The organism is Kitasatospora sp. NPDC085895, assembly GCF_040702125.1.
Lineage (GTDB): Bacteria > Actinomycetota > Actinomycetes > Streptomycetales > Streptomycetaceae > Kitasatospora > Kitasatospora arboriphila.
Genome location: NZ_JBFBJY010000003.1, coordinates 165,853 through 183,786, shown reverse-complemented (window position 1 = coordinate 183,786; position 17,934 = coordinate 165,853). Strand labels below are relative to the sequence as shown.

Annotated in this window: 15 protein-coding genes; 9 read left to right on the top strand and 6 right to left on the bottom strand. The window is 73.9% G+C overall.

Annotated features, from left to right (window positions below):
* Positions 1 to 37 precede the first annotated feature (37 nt).
* The 5 genes from AB0442_RS03375 to AB0442_RS03355 all read right to left on the bottom strand — a co-directional run bounded on the left by AB0442_RS03375 (position 38) and on the right by AB0442_RS03355 (position 6,513).
* Positions 38 to 721 carry a DUF998 domain-containing protein gene (locus AB0442_RS03375; protein ID WP_366160299.1) on the bottom strand — a complete coding sequence of 228 codons (684 nt, stop codon included), beginning with the start codon at positions 719 to 721 and terminating at the stop codon, positions 38 to 40.
* 109 nt (positions 722 to 830) lie between these two features.
* The gene (locus tag AB0442_RS03370; protein ID WP_366160298.1) at positions 831 to 1,622 is read right to left on the bottom strand and encodes a maleylpyruvate isomerase family mycothiol-dependent enzyme; all 792 of its coding nucleotides are present in this window, start codon (positions 1,620 to 1,622) and stop codon (positions 831 to 833) included.
* Positions 1,623 to 1,864: 242 nt separating this feature from the next.
* Positions 1,865 to 3,577, bottom strand: coding sequence for a glycosyl hydrolase family 18 protein (locus AB0442_RS03365; RefSeq protein ID WP_366160297.1), 1,713 nt, complete (start codon positions 3,575 to 3,577; stop codon positions 1,865 to 1,867).
* 339 nt (positions 3,578 to 3,916) lie between these two features.
* The gene (locus AB0442_RS03360) at positions 3,917 to 5,419 is read right to left on the bottom strand and encodes a long-chain fatty acid--CoA ligase (protein ID WP_366160296.1); all 1,503 of its coding nucleotides are present in this window, start codon (positions 5,417 to 5,419) and stop codon (positions 3,917 to 3,919) included.
* A complete protein-coding gene (locus tag AB0442_RS03355) occupies positions 5,416 to 6,513 on the bottom strand; it encodes a TauD/TfdA family dioxygenase (RefSeq protein ID WP_366160294.1) in 1,098 nt (365 codons plus the stop codon). Before AB0442_RS03355 ends, AB0442_RS03360 begins: the two co-directional genes overlap by 4 nt.
* Positions 6,514 to 6,676: 163 nt before the next feature.
* Here AB0442_RS03355 and AB0442_RS03350 point away from each other — a divergent pair, with 163 nt between their 5' ends.
* The 7 genes from AB0442_RS03350 to AB0442_RS03320 all read left to right on the top strand — a co-directional run bounded on the left by AB0442_RS03350 (position 6,677) and on the right by AB0442_RS03320 (position 15,188).
* A complete protein-coding gene (locus AB0442_RS03350; protein WP_366160292.1) occupies positions 6,677 to 7,690 on the top strand; it encodes an AraC family transcriptional regulator ligand-binding domain-containing protein in 1,014 nt (337 codons plus the stop codon).
* A gap of 351 nt (positions 7,691 to 8,041) precedes the next feature.
* Complete coding sequence (locus AB0442_RS03345; RefSeq protein ID WP_366160291.1) at positions 8,042 to 9,100, top strand: 3-keto-5-aminohexanoate cleavage protein; 1,059 nt, start codon at positions 8,042 to 8,044, stop codon at positions 9,098 to 9,100.
* Positions 9,101 to 9,150: 50 nt separating this feature from the next.
* A complete protein-coding gene (locus tag AB0442_RS03340) occupies positions 9,151 to 10,125 on the top strand; it encodes a quinone oxidoreductase (RefSeq protein WP_366160289.1) in 975 nt (324 codons plus the stop codon).
* A gap of 100 nt (positions 10,126 to 10,225) precedes the next feature.
* Positions 10,226 to 11,140, top strand: coding sequence for a TauD/TfdA family dioxygenase (locus AB0442_RS03335; RefSeq protein WP_366160288.1), 915 nt, complete (start codon positions 10,226 to 10,228; stop codon positions 11,138 to 11,140).
* A 31-nt stretch (positions 11,141 to 11,171) separates the two neighbouring features.
* Complete coding sequence (locus AB0442_RS03330; RefSeq protein ID WP_366160287.1) at positions 11,172 to 12,506, top strand: MFS transporter; 1,335 nt, start codon at positions 11,172 to 11,174, stop codon at positions 12,504 to 12,506.
* Positions 12,503 to 13,087, top strand: a complete 585-nt coding sequence (locus AB0442_RS03325) for an alpha/beta fold hydrolase (protein WP_363540622.1) — start codon at positions 12,503 to 12,505, stop codon at positions 13,085 to 13,087. Before AB0442_RS03330 ends, AB0442_RS03325 begins: the two co-directional genes overlap by 4 nt.
* 97 nt (positions 13,088 to 13,184) lie before the next feature.
* Positions 13,185 to 15,188 carry an acetoacetate--CoA ligase gene (locus AB0442_RS03320; RefSeq protein WP_366160286.1) on the top strand — a complete coding sequence of 668 codons (2,004 nt, stop codon included), beginning with the start codon at positions 13,185 to 13,187 and terminating at the stop codon, positions 15,186 to 15,188.
* Positions 15,189 to 15,206: 18 nt separating this feature from the next.
* Here the strand turns inward: AB0442_RS03320 and AB0442_RS03315 are convergent, their stop codons facing one another.
* Positions 15,207 to 16,307 (bottom strand): putative sulfate exporter family transporter, encoded by a 1,101-nt coding sequence (locus tag AB0442_RS03315; RefSeq protein WP_366160284.1) that lies wholly within the window; start codon positions 16,305 to 16,307, stop codon positions 15,207 to 15,209.
* Between the two features lie 65 nt (positions 16,308 to 16,372).
* On the opposite strand from AB0442_RS03315, the gene AB0442_RS03310 reads away from it, so the two are divergent.
* Positions 16,373 to 17,356: a LysR family transcriptional regulator gene (locus AB0442_RS03310; protein ID WP_366160283.1), complete on the top strand. Its 984-nt coding sequence runs from the start codon at positions 16,373 to 16,375 to the stop codon at positions 17,354 to 17,356.
* A 142-nt stretch (positions 17,357 to 17,498) separates the two neighbouring features.
* Complete coding sequence (locus AB0442_RS03305; protein WP_366160282.1) at positions 17,499 to 17,933, top strand: DUF5959 family protein; 435 nt, start codon at positions 17,499 to 17,501, stop codon at positions 17,931 to 17,933.
* Position 17,934: the final 1 nt, after the last annotated feature.

Sequence of the window (17,934 nt, the reverse complement as noted above, 5' to 3'; positions counted from 1 at the left end):
CGACGGAGGCGCGGTCCGCGCCCGGGGATGTCCGGAATCAGGCCGGAGCCGGACCGGGTGAGGCCGTGGACGCGACCGCGCCGATCGCCGCGCTCTTGACGAGCCACGCGACACCGAACGCGAACACCGACACCGCCTCGCCGACGTAGGTCAGGGTCAGCGGGAGGTCCCACGCGAAGTGCAGCACACCGGCCGCGGCGATCATGACGGTGCAGCCGACGACGACCCAACCGCACACCAGGTAGACCGCGTTGTGGATGCGGTGTCCCGGCCGGCCCCGGCTGTCGCCGAACAGCCGGAGGCAGAAGAACGCGAGCAGGCCGAACAGCCCTGCGGCGAAGCAGAGGTGGAGGATGCCGACCGTCGTCTGCACCTGGGTGGGGTGCGGGGTGACGGCCGTCGGCGGCAGGGTGGGGAACATCGCCACCAGGATCGCGAACACCCCGGCCAGTGAGCTCAGCCGGTCCTCGCGTCGGTCGTGGCGGTAGCAGATCAGGAAGACGCCGATGGCGCACAGACTGCCGACGAAGACGTTGCGCATGTGCGTGTAGTACGACGCGCTCATGGAGGCGAGCAGCGTGAGCCGCGCCGACGTGATGATGTTTCCGACGAGGAGGACGATCGGCAGGAGGAACCCGATGACGCCGACGCCGAAGCGGAGGCGCTGAACGGTCTGGGGGTCCTGGTCCTGCGGGTCGAATCCGGAGTCACGGTGGGTCATGAGACGCTCCCTCAGCCACCCGGAATGCTCAGTACCTCCCGATTTTCCCGGACCCGTGTACCTCGAAACCGCGCCACGCGCACGTCGAATTCACGCCATCCCTGCGGACTCAGAAAGCGGAGTGGGCGAACCAGTGCGCCAGCAGCTCCGCGTCCCCCTCCCGGGCGACGGCGTCCGCACCGAGGGAGGGCCGTCCGTACACGAGCAGCAGCAGGTCGACGGCGTCGCCCCGGACGGTCGCGTCGGCGGGGGCCGATCCGTCGTCGGCGGGGTCGAGGCCGAAGCCGTCCGGCCGCAGGCGGACCAGCCAGCTCTCGTTGCCGTCGGTCGCGCGGAAGCGGATCGTGCGGTCGTCCGCACGGAGCTCGGCCACCTCGGGGGCGAACAGACCGGCGAACGGGAGGTTGGTCAGGAACTCGTCCACGCCGTCGGCGGCGAGCGCGCGGTCGACCTCCGGCCGCACCCCGAGGGCCAGCTCCGCGTCGACCCGGTGCACCAGGGTCTCGAACAGCATCCGGCGTGCCCAGAACCGGGCGTGCTGGTCGGCGCCCCAGGCCCACATCGGGGCGTCCGGGTCGGTGGCCCGGAAGGCGTCCGCCGCGACCGCCGCGCTCCCGGCCAGCCAGTCGGCCCACCCGTCGTCGCCGGCGGGCAGCTGCAGGTCGACGTCGCGGCTGCGCGGCGGCTCCTGGATGCGCCCGTGCAGCAGCACCGAGAACCAGCGGTGCACGCTGCCCGCGTGCCGGACCAGGTCGGCCAGCGTCCAGCCGGGGCAACTCGGCACCGGGGTCGCGAAGTCGGCGCCGTCGAGGGCCGCCGCGAAGCGGGCGGTCTCCGCGGCGACGGCCGCACGGTGGTCGATCGGGGCGGTCCCGGGGACCCGGAGGCCGGACGTCGTCATACCAGTTGCGCCTCTCTGGAGGGAACGGCGCTCCCGGTGGATCGAAGGCTGCTGCGGATGCGAACCTCGTGCGCCGATAGAACCGTAGACTCAATTATTCAGGTGGTCAACCATTGCCCCGTTCCGGCCGACGCCCGACGGCCCGCGCCCCGGGCCCGGACCGGAGGGCAGGTCGGTCGGTGACCGACTGCGGCTCGGGGCCGTGCACCGGGGCGCGGGATTCAGCGGGACGTCAACGGGAGTCAGCGACCCTGGAGGGCCTTGACGTTGTCGCCGAAGGTCCAGCCCTTCGAGCCGTCCCAGTTGATCGACCAGGTCATGAGTCCCTTCAGCGAGCCGCCGAAGGCGTTCCACGACTGGCCGACCAGGCTCGGCGCCATGTAGCCGCCGCCCGCGCCGGACTGGGCCGGCAGGCCGGGCACCTGCTTGTCGTAGGGCACCTTCACGGTGGTGCCCTGGATGACCAGGCCGTTGTTCAGGCAGGTGGTCTGCGCGGTGAAGCCCTGGACGGTGCCGGCCTGGTAGGAGTCGCCGGAGCAGCCGTACATGCTGCCGTTGTAGTACTGCATGTTCAGCCACCAGAGGCGGCCGTTGTCGACGTACTTCTTGATGATCGGCAGGTAGGCGCCCCAGATCGAGCCGTAGGTGACGCTTCCGCCGGTGACGTACGCGGTCTCGGGGGCCATGGTCAGGCCGAAGCCCGCGGGCATCTGGGCCAGCACGCCGTCGATGATGCGCACCAGGTTGGCCTGGGAGGCGGAGAGGGTGGTGATGCTGCCGCTGCCGGAGAGGCCGGTCTCGATGTCGATGTCGATCCCGTCGAAGTTGTACTTCTTGAGGATCGGGACGACGGTCGCGACGAACCTGTCGGCGACGGCGCTGGAGCTCAGGTCGATGCCCGCGGCGGCACCGCCGATGGACATCAGGATCGTCGCCCCGGCCGCCTTGGCCTGGCACATCTCGGCGGGCGTCGAGACCTTGACGCCCGCGTCCATGCCGTCCTGCCACAGGACGGTGCCGTCCGAGAGGATCACCGGGAAGGCGGCGTTGACGACGTTGTAGCCGTGCGCGGCGATCCGGCTGTCCGTGATCGGCACCCACCCCATGCCGGGGTGGACGCCGTTGGAGGCGCCGTCCCAGTTCTCCCAGTAGCCCTGCAGGACCTTGCCGGACGGCTTCGGCTTCGTGGGGCAGGTGTCGCCCGTCGAACTGCCGCTGGGCGAGGCGCTGGTGGTCGGGCTGCCGGACGGGCCGGTGCTGGTGGAGGGAGAGGTGCTGGTGCTCGGCGAGGCGCTGGTCGACGGGCTGGTGCTGGAGCTCGGCGAGGGGCTGCTGCCGCCGGGGCCGGTGAGCGACACGTCGTCCGCGTAGTACGCGGGCTGCCCGTACCAGCCGTGCACGTAGACGGTCACCGAAGTGGTGGTCGCCCCGGTGGTGAAGCTGACGCTCAGCTGGCCGTACGACGCGTTGTTCGGCGTCCAGGTGGAGGGGGCGGTGGTGAGGCCGGTGCCGGTGGCGCCGAGGTAGACGTAGCTGCCCTGGACGTAGGCGCTCAGCGTGTACTGGGAGTTGGGCTGCACGCTGACGGTCTGCGCGCACTCGGCGGTGTCCTGGCCGGTCGGCGTGGCCTTGAGCGCGGAGGTGCCGGCGTGGACCGGGCTGCCGACGGCCGTGCCGGAGCCGCCGGAGCAGGTCCAGCCGGAGAGCCCGCTCTCGAATCCGGGGTTGGCGACCAGGTTGGTGGTGGCGGCCCCGGCCGTGACGGAGCCGGCCACCGCGATGCCGCCACCGATGACGGCGGCGGCGCTCACCCCGGCGACGGCGCGCCTCAGGACGGTCGAACCGTGCGCGGCGTGGCGGGCGCGGTGCACCTGCGGGGCGCGTTCGAAGCCGGGCTCCGGACAGGGGCGGACGTCGCCCGGGGGACGCGGGGGCCGCGACCTTCGACGGAACATGCTGTGCTCCCTTCCCGCCGGACGTCAGTCATGGACATGACCAGTACGTGGGGGTGTGACGTCCGGCTGCGGGTGAGGTGGGGACATGTGGGGGCCGTGCCGGTCCGGATCGTAGGAGGGGCGGCGAGGCGCGGTCAATAGGTCTGGACCAATAGCGCGGGCTGCGGTCCGGCCGAGCAGGGGCGATGCCCGCAAGTTCGGCGTGCGGGAAGACCGATGAGTACTCCTCGGCCACCGCGGGCAGGTCGACCCGAACCGACGCATCCTTCAACGCGACCTGCCCGGAACGCCGTCGTACGGTCGACCTGCCGCTGCGGCCCGCGGCGGAGCGGAGCCGGGTCAGGTCGCGGCGGGCTGCTCGACCACGATCTCGCGCTTGAGGATCTTGCCGGTGGCGCCCTTGGGGAGCTGCTCGACGAAGGTGACGATCCGGGGGTACTTGTAGGCGGCGACCCGGCGCTTGACGTGCTCGCGGATCAGGTCGGCGGTGGCGTGCGCACCCTCCCGGAGGACGATCACGGCGGCGATCTCCTCCCCGTGGTGCTCGTGCGGGACACCGACGACCGCCGCCTCGGCCACCGCCGGGTGCTCGTACAGCACCTCCTCGACCTCCCTCGGGTAGACGTTGTACCCGCCGCGGATGATCAGGTCCTTCTTGCGGTCGACGATGTAGTAGTAGCCGTCCTCGTCGACCCGGGCCAGGTCGCCGCTGTGGAACCAGCCGTCCTGGAAGGCCTCCTCGGTCGCCTCCGGCCGGTTCCAGTACCCCTTCATCACGTTCTCGCCGCGGATCGCGATCTCGCCGACCTCGCCGGGCCCGGCCGGGCTGCGGTCGGCGGCCACGAGCCTGAGTTCCACACCGCGGACCGGGAGACCGATCGAGCCGGCCCGGCGGGGCCGGCCGGGGTGGTTGAACGAGGCCACCGGGGCGGTCTCGGAGAGTCCGTACCCCTCCAGCACGACGGTGCCGAACGAGCGCTCGAAGGTGTGCAGCACCTCGACGGGCAGCGCGGCGCCGCCGGACACGGCCAGCCGCACCTGCGGGAGGTCCCGGCCGTCCGGGGCGACGGTGTTGAGCAGCGCGGTGTACATGGTGGGAACGCCGAGGAAGACGGTGACGCCGTCCCGCCGGAGGATCTCCAGGGCCTGCCGGGGGTCGAAGCGCGGCAGCAGGGTGAGGGCGGCGCCGGCCGCGACGGCGGCGTTCATCGCGCAGGTCTGCCCGAAGGCGTGGAACAGCGGGAGGCCGCCGAACAGGACGTCCTCCGGGCCGAGTTCGAAGAGCGTCTCGACGCAGGTCACGGCGTTGCCGAGCAGGTTGCGGTGGGTGAGCTCGGCGCCCTTCGGCGTACCCGTGGTGCCCGAGGTGTAGAGGATCACCGCGGTGTCCTCGGCGGCCCGCTCGGCGACCCCGTGCAGCGGCGGGATGCTGCCGAGCAGGGCGTCGAAGGCGGTGGCCTCGACGACCAGGCTGCCGACCCCGGCGTCCGCGGCGGCCTCGGCGACCTCGTAGGCGAAGGGCGGGGCGGTCAGGACGGTGCGGGCCCCGGAATCCCGCAGGACGAAGGCCATCTCACGGGCCTTCAGCAGCGGGTTCATCGGCACCACGACGGCGCCGGCGCGCAGCACGGCGTAGTAGGCGACGGGGAAGAGCGCGACGTTGGGCAGGACCAGGGCCACCCGGTCGCCGGGCCGGACGCCGTCGGCGTGCAGCAGGGCGGCCAGCCGGGCACTGGCGTCCTCCAGCCGGGCGTAGCTCAGGACGGTCCCGTCCTGCCGGACGGCGGTCCGTTCCCCGTGCTCCCGGGCCGAGGTCACCAGGAGCGAGGCGAGGTTGGTCATGGCGTGGTCTCCTTCGGGGCGAGCCGGTGGTGGCTCCGGTACGGGAGGCGGACCGTGCGGTCCGCCCGGTGCTGCGGGGTGATCACGTCGCGGGGCGGGACGCCGCCGCGGCCGGGGGCGGTGTCGGCCCGGTACGGGTCCGTCCACAGGGCGGGCGGCAGCGGCCGGCCCTGGCGCAGGGCGAGCCAGAGCCGCAGCAGGTGGCGGCGGTGTCCGGGACCGTCCCGGTAGGCGGAGCGGGAGTGCAGGACGGCGAGGTTGTTGACCAGCAGCAGGTCGCCGGCCTCCAGGTCGAGGTCGAGGCGGGCCGCCGGGGAGGAGGCCGCCCCGTCGATCAGGTCGAACAGTTCGGTGTCGGCCGGCTCCAGCCGCGGCGCGTCGGGGAACCGCTGCGCGGACTCCAGGTGGCACCGGTGGTAGCGCAGGCTGAGTCGGCCGGCGTGCCAGCAGGCGAGGGGCACGGTGTCGTAGGGGCGCTCGCCCGGGCCGTGCTCCTCCCTGCGGTCCACGGCGTACCGGCGGTAGAGGCGGCGTGCCAGGTCGGGGCGGTGCGCCAGGACGGCGTTGTGGACGGCGGCGGAGCTGGCCAGGCCGATCCGTCCGCCCGCGGCGGCCGGGCGCAGGCAGAGCAGGGCGAGGACGTCGGAGCCGTCGGTGTGGAACCCGAGGGCGTTGCGGGTCTGGTAGCCGCGGGTCGCGGGATCGGCCGGCGTCCGGCCGGTGTCGCGGACGTGGCCGAGCAGGTGGCCGGCGGCGTTCTGGGAGACCGGGGTGCCGAGGTGCCGGCCGATCCCCCAGAGGACGTTGGCCGCCGCGCCCGCGCCGTACCGGTCGACCGGCAGGCCCTTCACCAGGACGAAGCCCCGACCGTTCTCCAACTCATCCGCGATGCCGCCTAGTTCGGCGGCCAGGGTCGGCAGCGGGAAGTCCGCCGCGGTCGACCTCAGCAGGGTGGTTCCGCGACTGCGTGCGGTGTGCAGTGCGGCGTCCAGCTCGGCGAGGTGCGCCGGCGACAGCCGGACGGTCCACGCGTCGCGGCCCGCCAGGTCGGGGCCGTGCCAGGCGGCCGGTCCGGTGAGGTGCTCCTGCAGCATTCCGTGGGCTCCTTCCCCCGCCGGGCGGCCGGCCGCCGCCAGGGGGCCGGGCTGCCGACCTGCTCGGCGGTGGTGCAACGCTAGGAGTCGGCCCGTCGCGCTGCTTGACTTCACGTGACAGTTGGCTTACCACTTGGGGACATTCTCCGAGGGAGTTGATCCCGTGAGGCCACTGGTCCGCACCGCCGCGTTGAGCGGATACGTCGAGCTGAGCCGGTCGCTCGGCCTCGACCCGCAGCCGCTGATGAAGCGGGTCGGTCTGGATGCCGCCGGCCTCGCGGTGCAGGACCGGTGGATCTCCGGCGCGGCCGTGGTCCACCTGCTGGAGCTCTCGGCCGCCGCCGCCCGGCACGAGGACTTCGGCCTGCGGATGTCCGAGTTCCGGCGGTTCTCCAGCCTCGGCCCGATCAGCCTCGTCCTGCGCGAGGAGCCGGACGTGCGCAGCGCGCTCGGGCTCATGCTCCGGCACGAGCACATGTACAACGAGGTGCTGCACACCCGGCTCTCCGAGCGCGACGGCCTGGCGACGATCAAGGTCGGGCTGGACCTCGGCGAACCGATGGAGCACCGCCAGGCGACCGAACTGGCCGTGGGGGCCTTCCACCGCGTCCTGCTCGGCTTCCTCGGCGCCCACTGGCGTCCGCTGTCCGTCTGCTTCGCCCATCCCGCCCCGGCGGACACCGGCACCCACCGGCGGGTCTTCGGTTCGACGGTGGAGTTCGGCCGGGAGTTCGACGGCATCGTCTTCTACGCGGGCGACCTCGACTCGCCCAACGCGATGTCCGACCCGCAGCTGCGGACGTACGCCCGGCAGTACTTCGAGGCCATCGCCGTCCCCCGGGACACCACCGTGCCGGACCGGGTGCGCGAGCTGATCGAGGTGCTGCTGCCGACCGGGCGCTGCTCGATCGAGCAGGTCGCCCGCAGCCTGGGCGTGGACCGGCGCACGGTGCACCGCCATCTCGCGCAGTCGGGCGAGACCTTCTCCTCGCTGCTCAACGCGACGCGGGTACAGCTCGCCGAGCAGTTCGTGGCCAACGGCCGGCGGTCGCTCACCGAGATCGCCGACCTGTTGGGGTTCTCGGCGCCCAGCGCGTTCTCCCGCTGGTTCCGCGAGCAGTTCGGCTGCACCGCCCGGGAGTGGCGCGAGCGCCGGGGGCAGACCGCGGAGCACTGACCGCGTCGGCGCCCGGGGACGGTGTCCCCAAATGGAAAGTCCACTGTCACCCACGGTCAAGCACGGCCGCCCGGCGCGCCCTACCTTTGCTGCACCGCGAGAGACCGCCGGCCCCGCGACAACGGGCCGGGCGGGGGCCCACCCTCAGCCTCCGCCCCGCCGGCCGGGAGCGCCACGCCGTCCGGGCCCCGTCCGCCGGGCCGGACCCGCACCGCCCCGCACCGCACCGCCCCGCACCGCAGCGCCCCGCACCGCAGCGCTCAGCACTGAAGCGGCTCGCGCCACGGCGCCCCGTACCGCGGTGTCCCTCGCCGCACCGGCGCCCACCCCATCCGACGAAGGAGACGGACCGTGCACTTCCTCGACGACTCCCTGCTGCCCGAGAACCAGCAGAAGCTGGTCATCCAGGCCGCACCCTACGGGCCCGAGTGGCTGCCCGGCGACGCCCCCGACCTGCCGCTCACCATGGACGAGCACGTGCAGGCGGCCGTCGACTGCTACAACGCGGGCGCCACCGTCCTGCACATCCACGTCCGCGAGCTGGACGGCAAGGGCTCCAAGCGGCTGTCGATGTTCAACGAGCTGGTCGGCCGGCTGCGCCAGGCGGTGCCCGACATGGTGCTGCAGATCGGCGGCTCGATCTCCTTCGCCCCCGAGGGCGAGGGCGCGGACGCCGAGTGGCTGTCCTACGACACCCGGCACATGCTCGCGGAGCTGGACCCCAAGCCGGACCAGGTCACCATCGCGATCAACACCAGCCAGATGAACATCGTCGAGATCATGACGGCGGACGACCTGGAGGGCACCTCGATCGCCAAGCCCGAGTACTACCGCGCGTACCGCGACATGTACCTGGAGGCCGGGCCGGAGTTCTACCTGGAGCACCTGGCGCGGCTGCGGGACAAGGGCATCCAGCCGCACTTCCAGCTGGCCACCATCGCCCAGCTGGAGACCGTCGAGCGGCTGATCCGCTCCGGCGTGTACACCGGGCCGCTGGTGCTCAACTACGTGGCCATCGGCGGCGGTTTCGCCGGCCGGCACCCCGCCGACCTGATCGAGTTCGTCCGCCGCACGCCGGACGGCGCGGTGCTCACCATCGAGAGCTCGATGCGCGCCGTCGCCCCGATGAACACCATCGGCATCGCCCTCGGCTGCCACGTGCGCGTCGGCAACGAGGACAACCTGTGGGGCCGCAAGGGCGAGCGGATGACCTCGGTGCAGCAGGTCGAGCAGATGGTCACGATCGCCGACGCCCTCGGCCGCGACGTCGCGACCGGCGCCGAGGCGAGGGAGATCTACCACCTCGGCGAGTACTACGCGGACACCGAGGAGACCCTGGCGCAGCTCGGCATGGTGCCGAACCGCCGCCCCGGGCAGCGCGGCTTCATGCTCCGCGACGTCAAGCACTGACCCCCGCGGCACACCACGACCAGCCCGAGACCAGAGCAACGGAGCACCCCATGGCCCACGCCATCCGCTTCCACGAGACCGGCGGCCCCGACGTCCTGCGCTGGGAGGAGGTCGAGGTCGGGGCGCCGGGCCCGGGCGAGGTCCGGATCCGCCACGCGGCGGTCGGCCTCAACTTCGCCGACACCTACTTCCGGACGGGGCTCTACCCCGCCCCGCTGCCCGCCGGACTCGGCGTGGAGGGGGCCGGCACGGTGGAGGCCGTCGGCCCCGGCGTCACCGGCTTCGCCGAGGGCGACCGGGTCACCTACACCGGCAGCCCGCTCGGCGCCTACAGCACCGAACGGGTCATGCCCACCGGCTCGTTGATCAAGCTGCCCGACGCGATCGGCTTCGAGACGGCCGCCGCCATGACCATGCGCGGCCTCACCTCCGCCTACCTGCTGCGCCGGATCCACCCGCTGAAGGCCGGCGACACGGTGCTGCTGCACGCGGCGGCGGGCGGCGTCGGCCTGATCCTCTGCCAGTGGGCCAAGCTCCTCGGCCTCACCGTGATCGGCACGGTCTCCAGCACCGAGAAGGCCGAACTCGCCCGCGCCCACGGCTGCGACCACGTCGTCTACTACCGCGAGGAGGACGTCGCCGCCCGGGTGCGGGAGCTCACCGGCGGCGAGGGCGTGCCGGTCGTCTTCGACAGCGTCGGGCGGACCACCTTCGCCGGGTCGCTCGCCTCGCTGCGGCGACGCGGACTGCTGGTCTGCTTCGGCACCGCCTCCGGACCCGTCCCGCCGATCGACGCCATGCAACTCGCCCTGCACGGGTCGGTGTTCGTGACCAGGCCGGCACTCGCCGACTACATCGCGGACCCGGCCGAACGCGCCGAGCTCGCGGGCGAGCTCTTCGGCCACGTCGCCGCCGGCCGGATCAGGATCGAGATCAACCAGCGCTACTCGCTCAAGGACGCCGCACAGGCGCACCGCGACCTGGAGGGCGGCCGGACCACCGGCTCCTCCGTCTTCGTCCTCTGACCCGCACCGCGGACCCCACCCGCACCGCGGACCCCGCACCCGCGCCCGCGCCCGCGCCCGCGCCCGCCGCGGACCCCACCGCCTCCCCCGGAGGATCCACATGAACCAGACCGCCCTCCCCGGCCCGGCCGCACCGGCCCTGGTGCGCCCCTCCGTCCGCCGCTCGATCAAGGTCGAGCCGCTGACCTGCACCATCGGCGCCGAACTGTCCGGGGTGAACCTCGGCGACGCCTCCCGCGACGCCGACCTGTTCGCCGAGATCAAGGAACTCCTGCTCCGGCACAAGGTCCTGTTCCTGCGGGACCAGGACATCACCCGGGCCGAACACGTCGCCTTCGCGCAGCGGTTCGGCCCGCTGGAGGACCACCCGGTGGCCGGCAGCGACCCCGACCACCCCGGGCTGGTGCGCATCTACAAGGAGCTCGACAGCCCGCCCGAGCACTACGAGAACGCCCTGCACACCGACGGCACCTGGCGGGAGACCCCGGCGATGGGCGCGGTCCTGCGCTGCGTCGTGACCCCGCCGGTCGGCGGCGACACGCTCTGGGTCGACATGGCCGAGGCGTACCGCCGGCTGCCGGACCACGTCAAGGAGCAGATCGAGGGCCTGCGGGCCCGGCACAGCATCGAGGCGACGTTCGGCGCGGTGATGCCGACCGAGGCGCGCCACCGGCTGAAGGCCCAGTACCCGGACGCCGAGCACCCGGTGGTGCGCACCCACCCTGAGACCGGCGAGAAGATCCTCTTCGTCAACGGCTTCACCACGCACTTCGTCAACTACCACACCCCGGAGAACGTCCGCTTCGGCCTGGACTACGCCCCGGGCGCCGCCAACCTGCTGACGTACCTGATCAGCCAGGCGGCGATCCCCGAGTACCAGGTGCGCTGGCGCTGGCAGCCGAACAGCGTCGCGATCTGGGACAACCGCTCCACCCAGCACTACGCCGTGCAGGACTACTGGCCCGCCGTCCGCCGGATGGAGCGCGCCGGAATCGTCGGAGACAGACCCTTCTGAGCCCGTCCCAGCAACAGGTGAGGTGGTAACAATGGCGTTTCACACCGATGCGGAGCCGGCGGCGGCTCCGGCCGCCGCTGCCCAGGCGCCGGCCGTGTTCAGGCGCTACGCCTGGGTGGTCTTCGCACTGAGTTTCGGACTGCTCCTCTCGGACTACATGTCACGGCAGGTGCTCAACGCGGTCTTCCCGTTGCTGAAGGCCGAATGGCTCCTGACGGATGCCGAGTTGGGATCGCTCAGCGGCGTCGTCGCCCTGGCGGTCGGCGTGCTGGCCTTCCCGATGTCGCTGCTCGCCGACCGCTGGGGCCGGGTGCGGAGCCTGGTGGCCGCCGCGATCACGTGGAGCGTGGCGACCCTCGGCTGCGCGGTGGCGGCGGACTACGGCCAGATGTTCGTCGGCCGTCTCCTCGTCGGCATCGGCGAGGCCGCCTACGGCAGTGTGGGCATCGCCGTGGTGCTCAGCGTCTTCCCGATCGGCATGCGGGCCACCCTCTCGGGGGCGTTCATCGCCGGCGGCGCGTTCGGCTCCGTCCTCGGCGTCGCGATCGGCGGCGCCGTCGGCCAACACCTCGGCTGGCGCTGGGCGTTCGGCACCATGGGGATCTTCGGGCTGGCCCTGGCGGTGGTCTTCGCCCTGGTGGTCACGGAGAAGCGGCTGCACCCCGGGCCGCGCCCGAGCCGGGCGGAGCGGGCCGCGGCGGCACCGCTGCGCGCCCTGCTGCCCAAGCTGTTCTCCTCGGTCTCGGTGGTCGGCGCGTACGTCGGCAGCGGACTCCAGCTGTTCATCCCCGGAGCGCTGATCGCCTGGCTGCCCAGCTTCTTCAACCGCTACTACGGGATGCCCACGGCCGAGGCCGGCGGCACGGCGGGGCTCTACGCCCTGCTCATCGGCGTCGGAATGATCGGCGGCGGCATGGCGTCCGACCGGATCAGCCGGTCCGACCCGGCCCGCAAGTGGCTCGTCGCCCTCGCCTGCAGCCTGGGATCACTGGTGCTGCTGACGGCCGCGTTCCGGATCCCGACGGGGGCGCCCCAGCTCCTCCTGCTCGGTGCCGGCGCGCTGCTCTCCGGCGCGACGGCCGGCCCGGCGGCCGCCATGGTCGCCAACCTGACCCCGGACGCGATCCCGGCGACCGCCTTCGGCACCCTCACCCTGGCCAACAGCCTCCTCGGCCTGGCCCCCGGGCCCGCGGTCACCGGGATGATCGCGGACCGCACCGGCCTGCTCGGCGCGCTGCAGCTCGTCCCCCTGGTCGCCCTGCTGGCCTCGGCCTGCTTCCTGGTCGGCCGCAGCCGCTACCGCACCGACCTGCGCCGCCTGAACGGCCTCGCCCCGGCCCCCCACGAAGCGGAGACACCCGCATGAGTTCCCCCCTCCCTCCCCCGGTCGTGATCGTCCCCGGCCTGCGCGGCCACGTGGCCGACCACTGGCAGACCGTCCTCGCCGACGGGCTCGCCGCCGCCGGCCGGGACGTCCGCACCGTCCCGCCGCTGGCCGGCGACGACGACCGGATCGACTGCGAGGCCCGGGTCGCCGCCCTCGAGGAGACGGTCGCCGAGGCACCGGGCCCGCCGATCCTGGTCGCCCACAGCGCCGGGGTGATGACCACCGTCCACTGGGCGCTGCGGACCGGACGCCCGGTCCACGGCGCGCTGCTGGCCACCCCGCCGGACTTCGACACCCCGCTGCCCGAGGGCTATCCCACCCCGGAGGCGCTCCGGCAGAAGGGCTGGGCCCCGACGCCGAGAACGGCCCTGCCGTTCCCCAGCATCGTCGCGATGAGCGACGACGACCCGCTCGGCCACCCGCAGAGGGTCGCCGGGATGGCGGCCGCCTGGGGCAGCCGCCTGATCGGGCTCGGAGCGGTCGGCCACCTCAACCCCGCCTCCGGCTACGGTCCTTGGCCGCAGGCGGCGGAGCTGGTGCGCGAACTCGAGTTCGGCTGACGACACCGGCACACCGGGGCGTGTCCGACGGCTCCCGCCAGACGCGGGACCGTCGGGCACGCCCCCGTTTTTCCACCCGCACCACCGGAAGGCGACGATGAGCACCGATACCGACCTGCTGTGGTCCCCGAGCCCGGCCTCGACGGAGAGGTCCGGCGTGGCCGGCTTCCTGAGGCGGCTGGAACGCACCCGGGGGCTGCGCTTCCCGGACTACGCGGAGCTGTGGAGGTGGAGCACCGGCGACCTGCCCGGCTTCTGGTCGGCGGTCTGGGAGCACTACGGCCTCGACGCCGTCTCCGGCTACGAGAGGGTGCTCGGCGACGCGGCCATGCCCGGGGCCGACTGGTTCCCCGGGGCGCGGCTGAACTTCGCCGAGCGCTGCTTCGCCCGGGCCACCGACGAGCGGCCCGCCCTCGTCGCACTGACCGAGGACGGCGGGCCCGAGGAGACCTCCTGGCGCGAACTCCGGCGCCAGGTCGCAGCCCTGGCCGCCGGGCTGCGGGAGATGGGCGTGCGGCCCGGCGACCGCGTCGCCGGCTACCTGCCGAACACCCCGCACGCCGTGGTCGCGCTGCTGGCCTCCGCGGCCGTCGGCGCGGTGTGGACCGTCTGCTCACCGGACTTCGGCACGGCCGGCGTGCTCTCCCGGCTCCGGCAGGCCGAACCGACCGTCCTGCTCGCCGTGGACGGCTACCGCCACGGCGGCAAGGAGTACGACCGGCTCCCGGCCGTCGCCGAGATCACCGCCGGGCTGCCCACCCTGCGGCACCTGGTCACGATCGACCACCTCCGCCCGGCGGCGTCCGCGCCGGCGCCGGCGTGGTCGCCGCGCGGCGACGTGCGGCAGCACCGGTGGGCCCCGCTGACGGCCGGGGACGTCCCGCTCGACTTCGCCGACCTGCCCTTCGACCACCCCCTGTGGATCCTCTGGTCCTCCGGCACCACCGGCCGCCCCAAGGGCATCGTGCAGGGCCACGGCGGCATCGTCGTCGAACTGCTCAAGGCGCTCGGCCTCGGCTGCGACCTGCGCGCCGAGGACCGGTACTTCTTCCACACCACCACCGGCTGGATGGTGTGGAACTTCATGGTCGGCGGCCTGCTGCACGGCAGCACCCTGGTGCTGTACGACGGCAGCCCCACCCACCCCGACACCGACGGCGTCTGGCGGATCGCCGAACGGACCGGCGCCACGGTGGTCGGGGTGGGCGCGGCCTACCTGACCGCCGCCGAGCGGGCGGACTCCCGTCCCGCGGCCCGCCACGACCTCGGCGCGCTGCGGACCGTCCTGCAGACCGGGTCCACGCTGCCGCCGAGCACCTGGCGCTGGGTGCACGACCGGCTCGGGCCGGACGTGTGGCTGCAGTCCATCTGCGGCGGCACCGACATCTGCTCGGTCCTCGCCGGTGCCAGCGCCCTGCTGCCCGTCCGGGTCGGCCGGATCCCGTGCCCCGCGCTCGGTGTCGCCCTCGCCTCCTGGGACCCGTCCGGCCGGCCGTTGACCGGCCGGCAGGGCGAACTGGTGGTGACGGCGCCGCTGCCGTCGATGCCGCTGCACTTCGTCGGCGACCCGGACGGCTCGCGCTACCGGGCGAGCTACTTCGACACGTACCCGGGCGTGTGGCGGCACGGCGACTGGGTGACGGTCGGGGACGACCTCACCGTCGTGGTCGCCGGACGCTCCGACTCCACGCTCAACCGGATGGGCGTGCGGATGGGGTCGGCCGACATCTACGCCGTGGTGGAGCAGCTCCCCGAGGTGGCGGACAGCCTGGTCGTGGGGGCCGAACTGCCCGACGGCGGCTACCACATGCCGCTGTTCGTGGTCCTCGCGGAGGGCGCCGTCCTCGACGACGCGCTGCGGGCCGCGATCACCTCGGCGATCCGGCACCAGCTGTCGCCCAGGCACGTGCCGGACACCGTCACCGCAGTGCCCGCGGTGCCGCGCACCCTGACGGGGAAGCGGCTGGAGGTCCCGGTCAAGCGCATCCTCCAGGGCGCGGACGTCGCCGAGGTGAGCGGCGAGGGGGCCGTCACCGCCCCGGAGATGCTGGCCTGGTTCGCCGAGTACGCGCGCGGTGTCCGGCAGTCGCGGACCCGGTGAGTCCGCCCGGGAGCCGGGTCAGAGCGTCCCGGTCAGCCACTGCAGCCCCAGGCTGCCGGCCGTCACGACGAGCCACAGGCAGCCGCCGAGGACGAGCGGCCGGGGCCCGGCGCGGCGCAGTCCGCCGAGGTCGGTGGAGAGCCCGATCGCCGACAGCGCCACGGTGATCAGGAAGACCGCGAGCCCGCCGAGGCCGTGCCGGGCCCCGGCGGGCACGAGCCCGGCGGTGTTCGCCCCGGCCACGGCGAGGAAGGCCAGCAGGAATCCCGGCACCAGTCCGGCCACCCGCACCCGGGTGACGGCGGCGCCCGCCCCGCGGCTGGCCCGACGGGCGACCAGTGCCGACAGCACCAGGCAGATCGGGATGATCATCAGCGTGCGGGTGAGCTTCACGACGACGCCGTAGTCGGCCGCGCCCGGGCCGTAGGTGGCGGCCGCGGCGACCACGGACGACATGTCGTTGACCGCCGTCCCGGCGAACAGCCCGAAGGCGTGCTGGCTCAGCCCGAGCAGGTGCCCGACCACCGGGAAGACGAGGACCGCGGCGATGTTGAACAGGAAGACCGTGGAGATCGCGTACGCGACCTCGGCGCCGGCCGCGCCGATGACCGGCGTCACCGCGGCGATCGCCGACGCGCCGCAGACCCCCGTCCCCACGCCGATCAGGGTGCGCAGGTCGCCGACCACCCCGAGCCACCGGCCGAGGCCGTACGCGGCGGCCAGGCACAGCGCCAGGGTGCCGACCATCACCGGCAGCGAACCGGCCCCCACCCTGGCGATCTGCACCAGCGACAACTGGGAGCCGAGGACGACGACCGCGGACTTCAGCACCGGCTTGCCGGCGAAGTCGATCCCGGACCGCAGCCGCGGGCGCGGCCCGGCGAGGAGGGCGACCAGCACGCCCAGCACGATCCCGGACACCGGGCCGCCGACGACCGGCACCAGCCGGCCGACCGCGGTGCCCGCCGCGGCCACGGCCAGCGCCGCGGCCAGGCCCGGCACCCGGGGCCCCCAGACGCTCCGGCGGGACGGCCGGGGCACGTCCGCGTGCTGCGGCGTGCGTCGGTCCACAGGTGCGGCGGTCGGCGCCGCGGACTGGAAGTCGGGGGCATCACTCATGTCCGCGACTGTTCCGGGCGCCCGCACGTCCGCGTAGCCCCCACTTGCAGAGGAGGTCATAGCCCATGGGCATGAGTCCGACGACCGCCACCGCCGTCAGTCCGCCGGTGACGAGCGGGTCGGGGGCCGGTCCGCTCGACCCCGCCGGGTCCGGCCGCCTGCCGGACCCGGAGTCGCTGCGGCTGCTCGTCCTCGTCGCGGAGACGGGCAGTCTCGGCGGCGCGGCGGCACGCCTCGGCATCGCCCAGCCCTCGGCGAGCAAGCGGCTCTCCGCGTTGGAGCGCCAGCTCGGTCTCGTCCTGCTCGACCGGACCCGCCGCGGCTCCCGGCTCACCGACGCCGGCGCGGCGGTCGTCGAGGGCGCGCAGCGCGTCCTGCTCGAGCTCGACCGGCTGGTCACCGGGGCGCAGGCGCTGCGCAGCCGGCGCGACGCCGAGCTCAAGGTCGCGGCGAGCATGACCGTCGCCGAGTACCTGCTGCCGGCGTGGCTGGGTGAGCTGCGCCGGAGGCGGCCCGAGCTGCAGGTGAGCCTCCAGGTCACCAACAGCGAGCACGTCCCCGACCTGGTGCGCACGGGCGCGGCGGGCCTCGGCTTCATCGAGGCGCCGCAGCCGCCGAGCGGGCTGTCGACCCGTCAGGTGGCGGGCGACCGGCTGCTGGTGGTGGTCGCCCCCGGCCACCCCTGGGCCCGACGGCGCCGGCCGCTGGACGCCGCCGAGCTCGCCGCCACCCCGCTGGTGCTGCGCGAACGGGGGTCGGGCACCCGCGACACCCTCGACCGGGCGCTGCGCCGGGCGGGGGCGGGCGACTCCCGGCGTCTGCTGGAGCTCGGCTCGGCGACGGCCGTCCGCAACGCGGTGATCGCCGGGACGGGCCCCGCCGTCATGAGCGAGCTCGCCGTACGGACGGCCGTCGCCGACGGCCGTCTGGTGGAGGTGGAGACGGAGGGCATCGACATGCGGCGGTCCCTGCGCGCGGTCTGGCCCTCCGGCCGTACCCCGACCGGACCGGCCGCCGAACTGCTCGCCTGCACACGGGCCGGCCGGTGACCCGGTGCCGTCCGCCGGTGTCCGCGGGCCGGCCCCGGGGCCGGGGCCCGTTCGGGGGCGCTGTCGGTCGGACCTGGCAGGATGCGGGTGGCGGGCCGGTGTCGTGGTGCCGGGCCGGAGTTCGTGAGGAGGAGGGGCGCGGGTGGGGGATCTCGATGTCGTGAGGTTCGCGGACCGGACGCAGAGCGTCGCGGTGGTGCTGGAGGACGCAGCGGGCGGCGGCCCCCACGAAGGGTGGCACGAGGCCGGGATCGAGATCGGGACCGGCTTCGTCCGGGCGTACCTGCCGTTGCGCTTCACCGATGCCGATCTCGCGGACCTCACCGGCTACCTCGCCGCCCGCGCCGCGGCCGAGGAGGACGGCGCCCTGCCGGACGGCTCCGCGGTCGACTGGCCGGAGGCGGGCCGCAGCGCCTACCTGCGGCTGCGTGCCGCCGACCCGTTCGTGGTGGAGGTCCGAGACCCGGTCCAGAGCGGGGTGACGGTGAGCGTGCCGCTGCACCTGCGCGACGGCTGGGCGGCCCGCGCCCTCACCCGGCTGGACCGGTTGCGCGCCGCGCTCGGCGACGGTCGCTGAG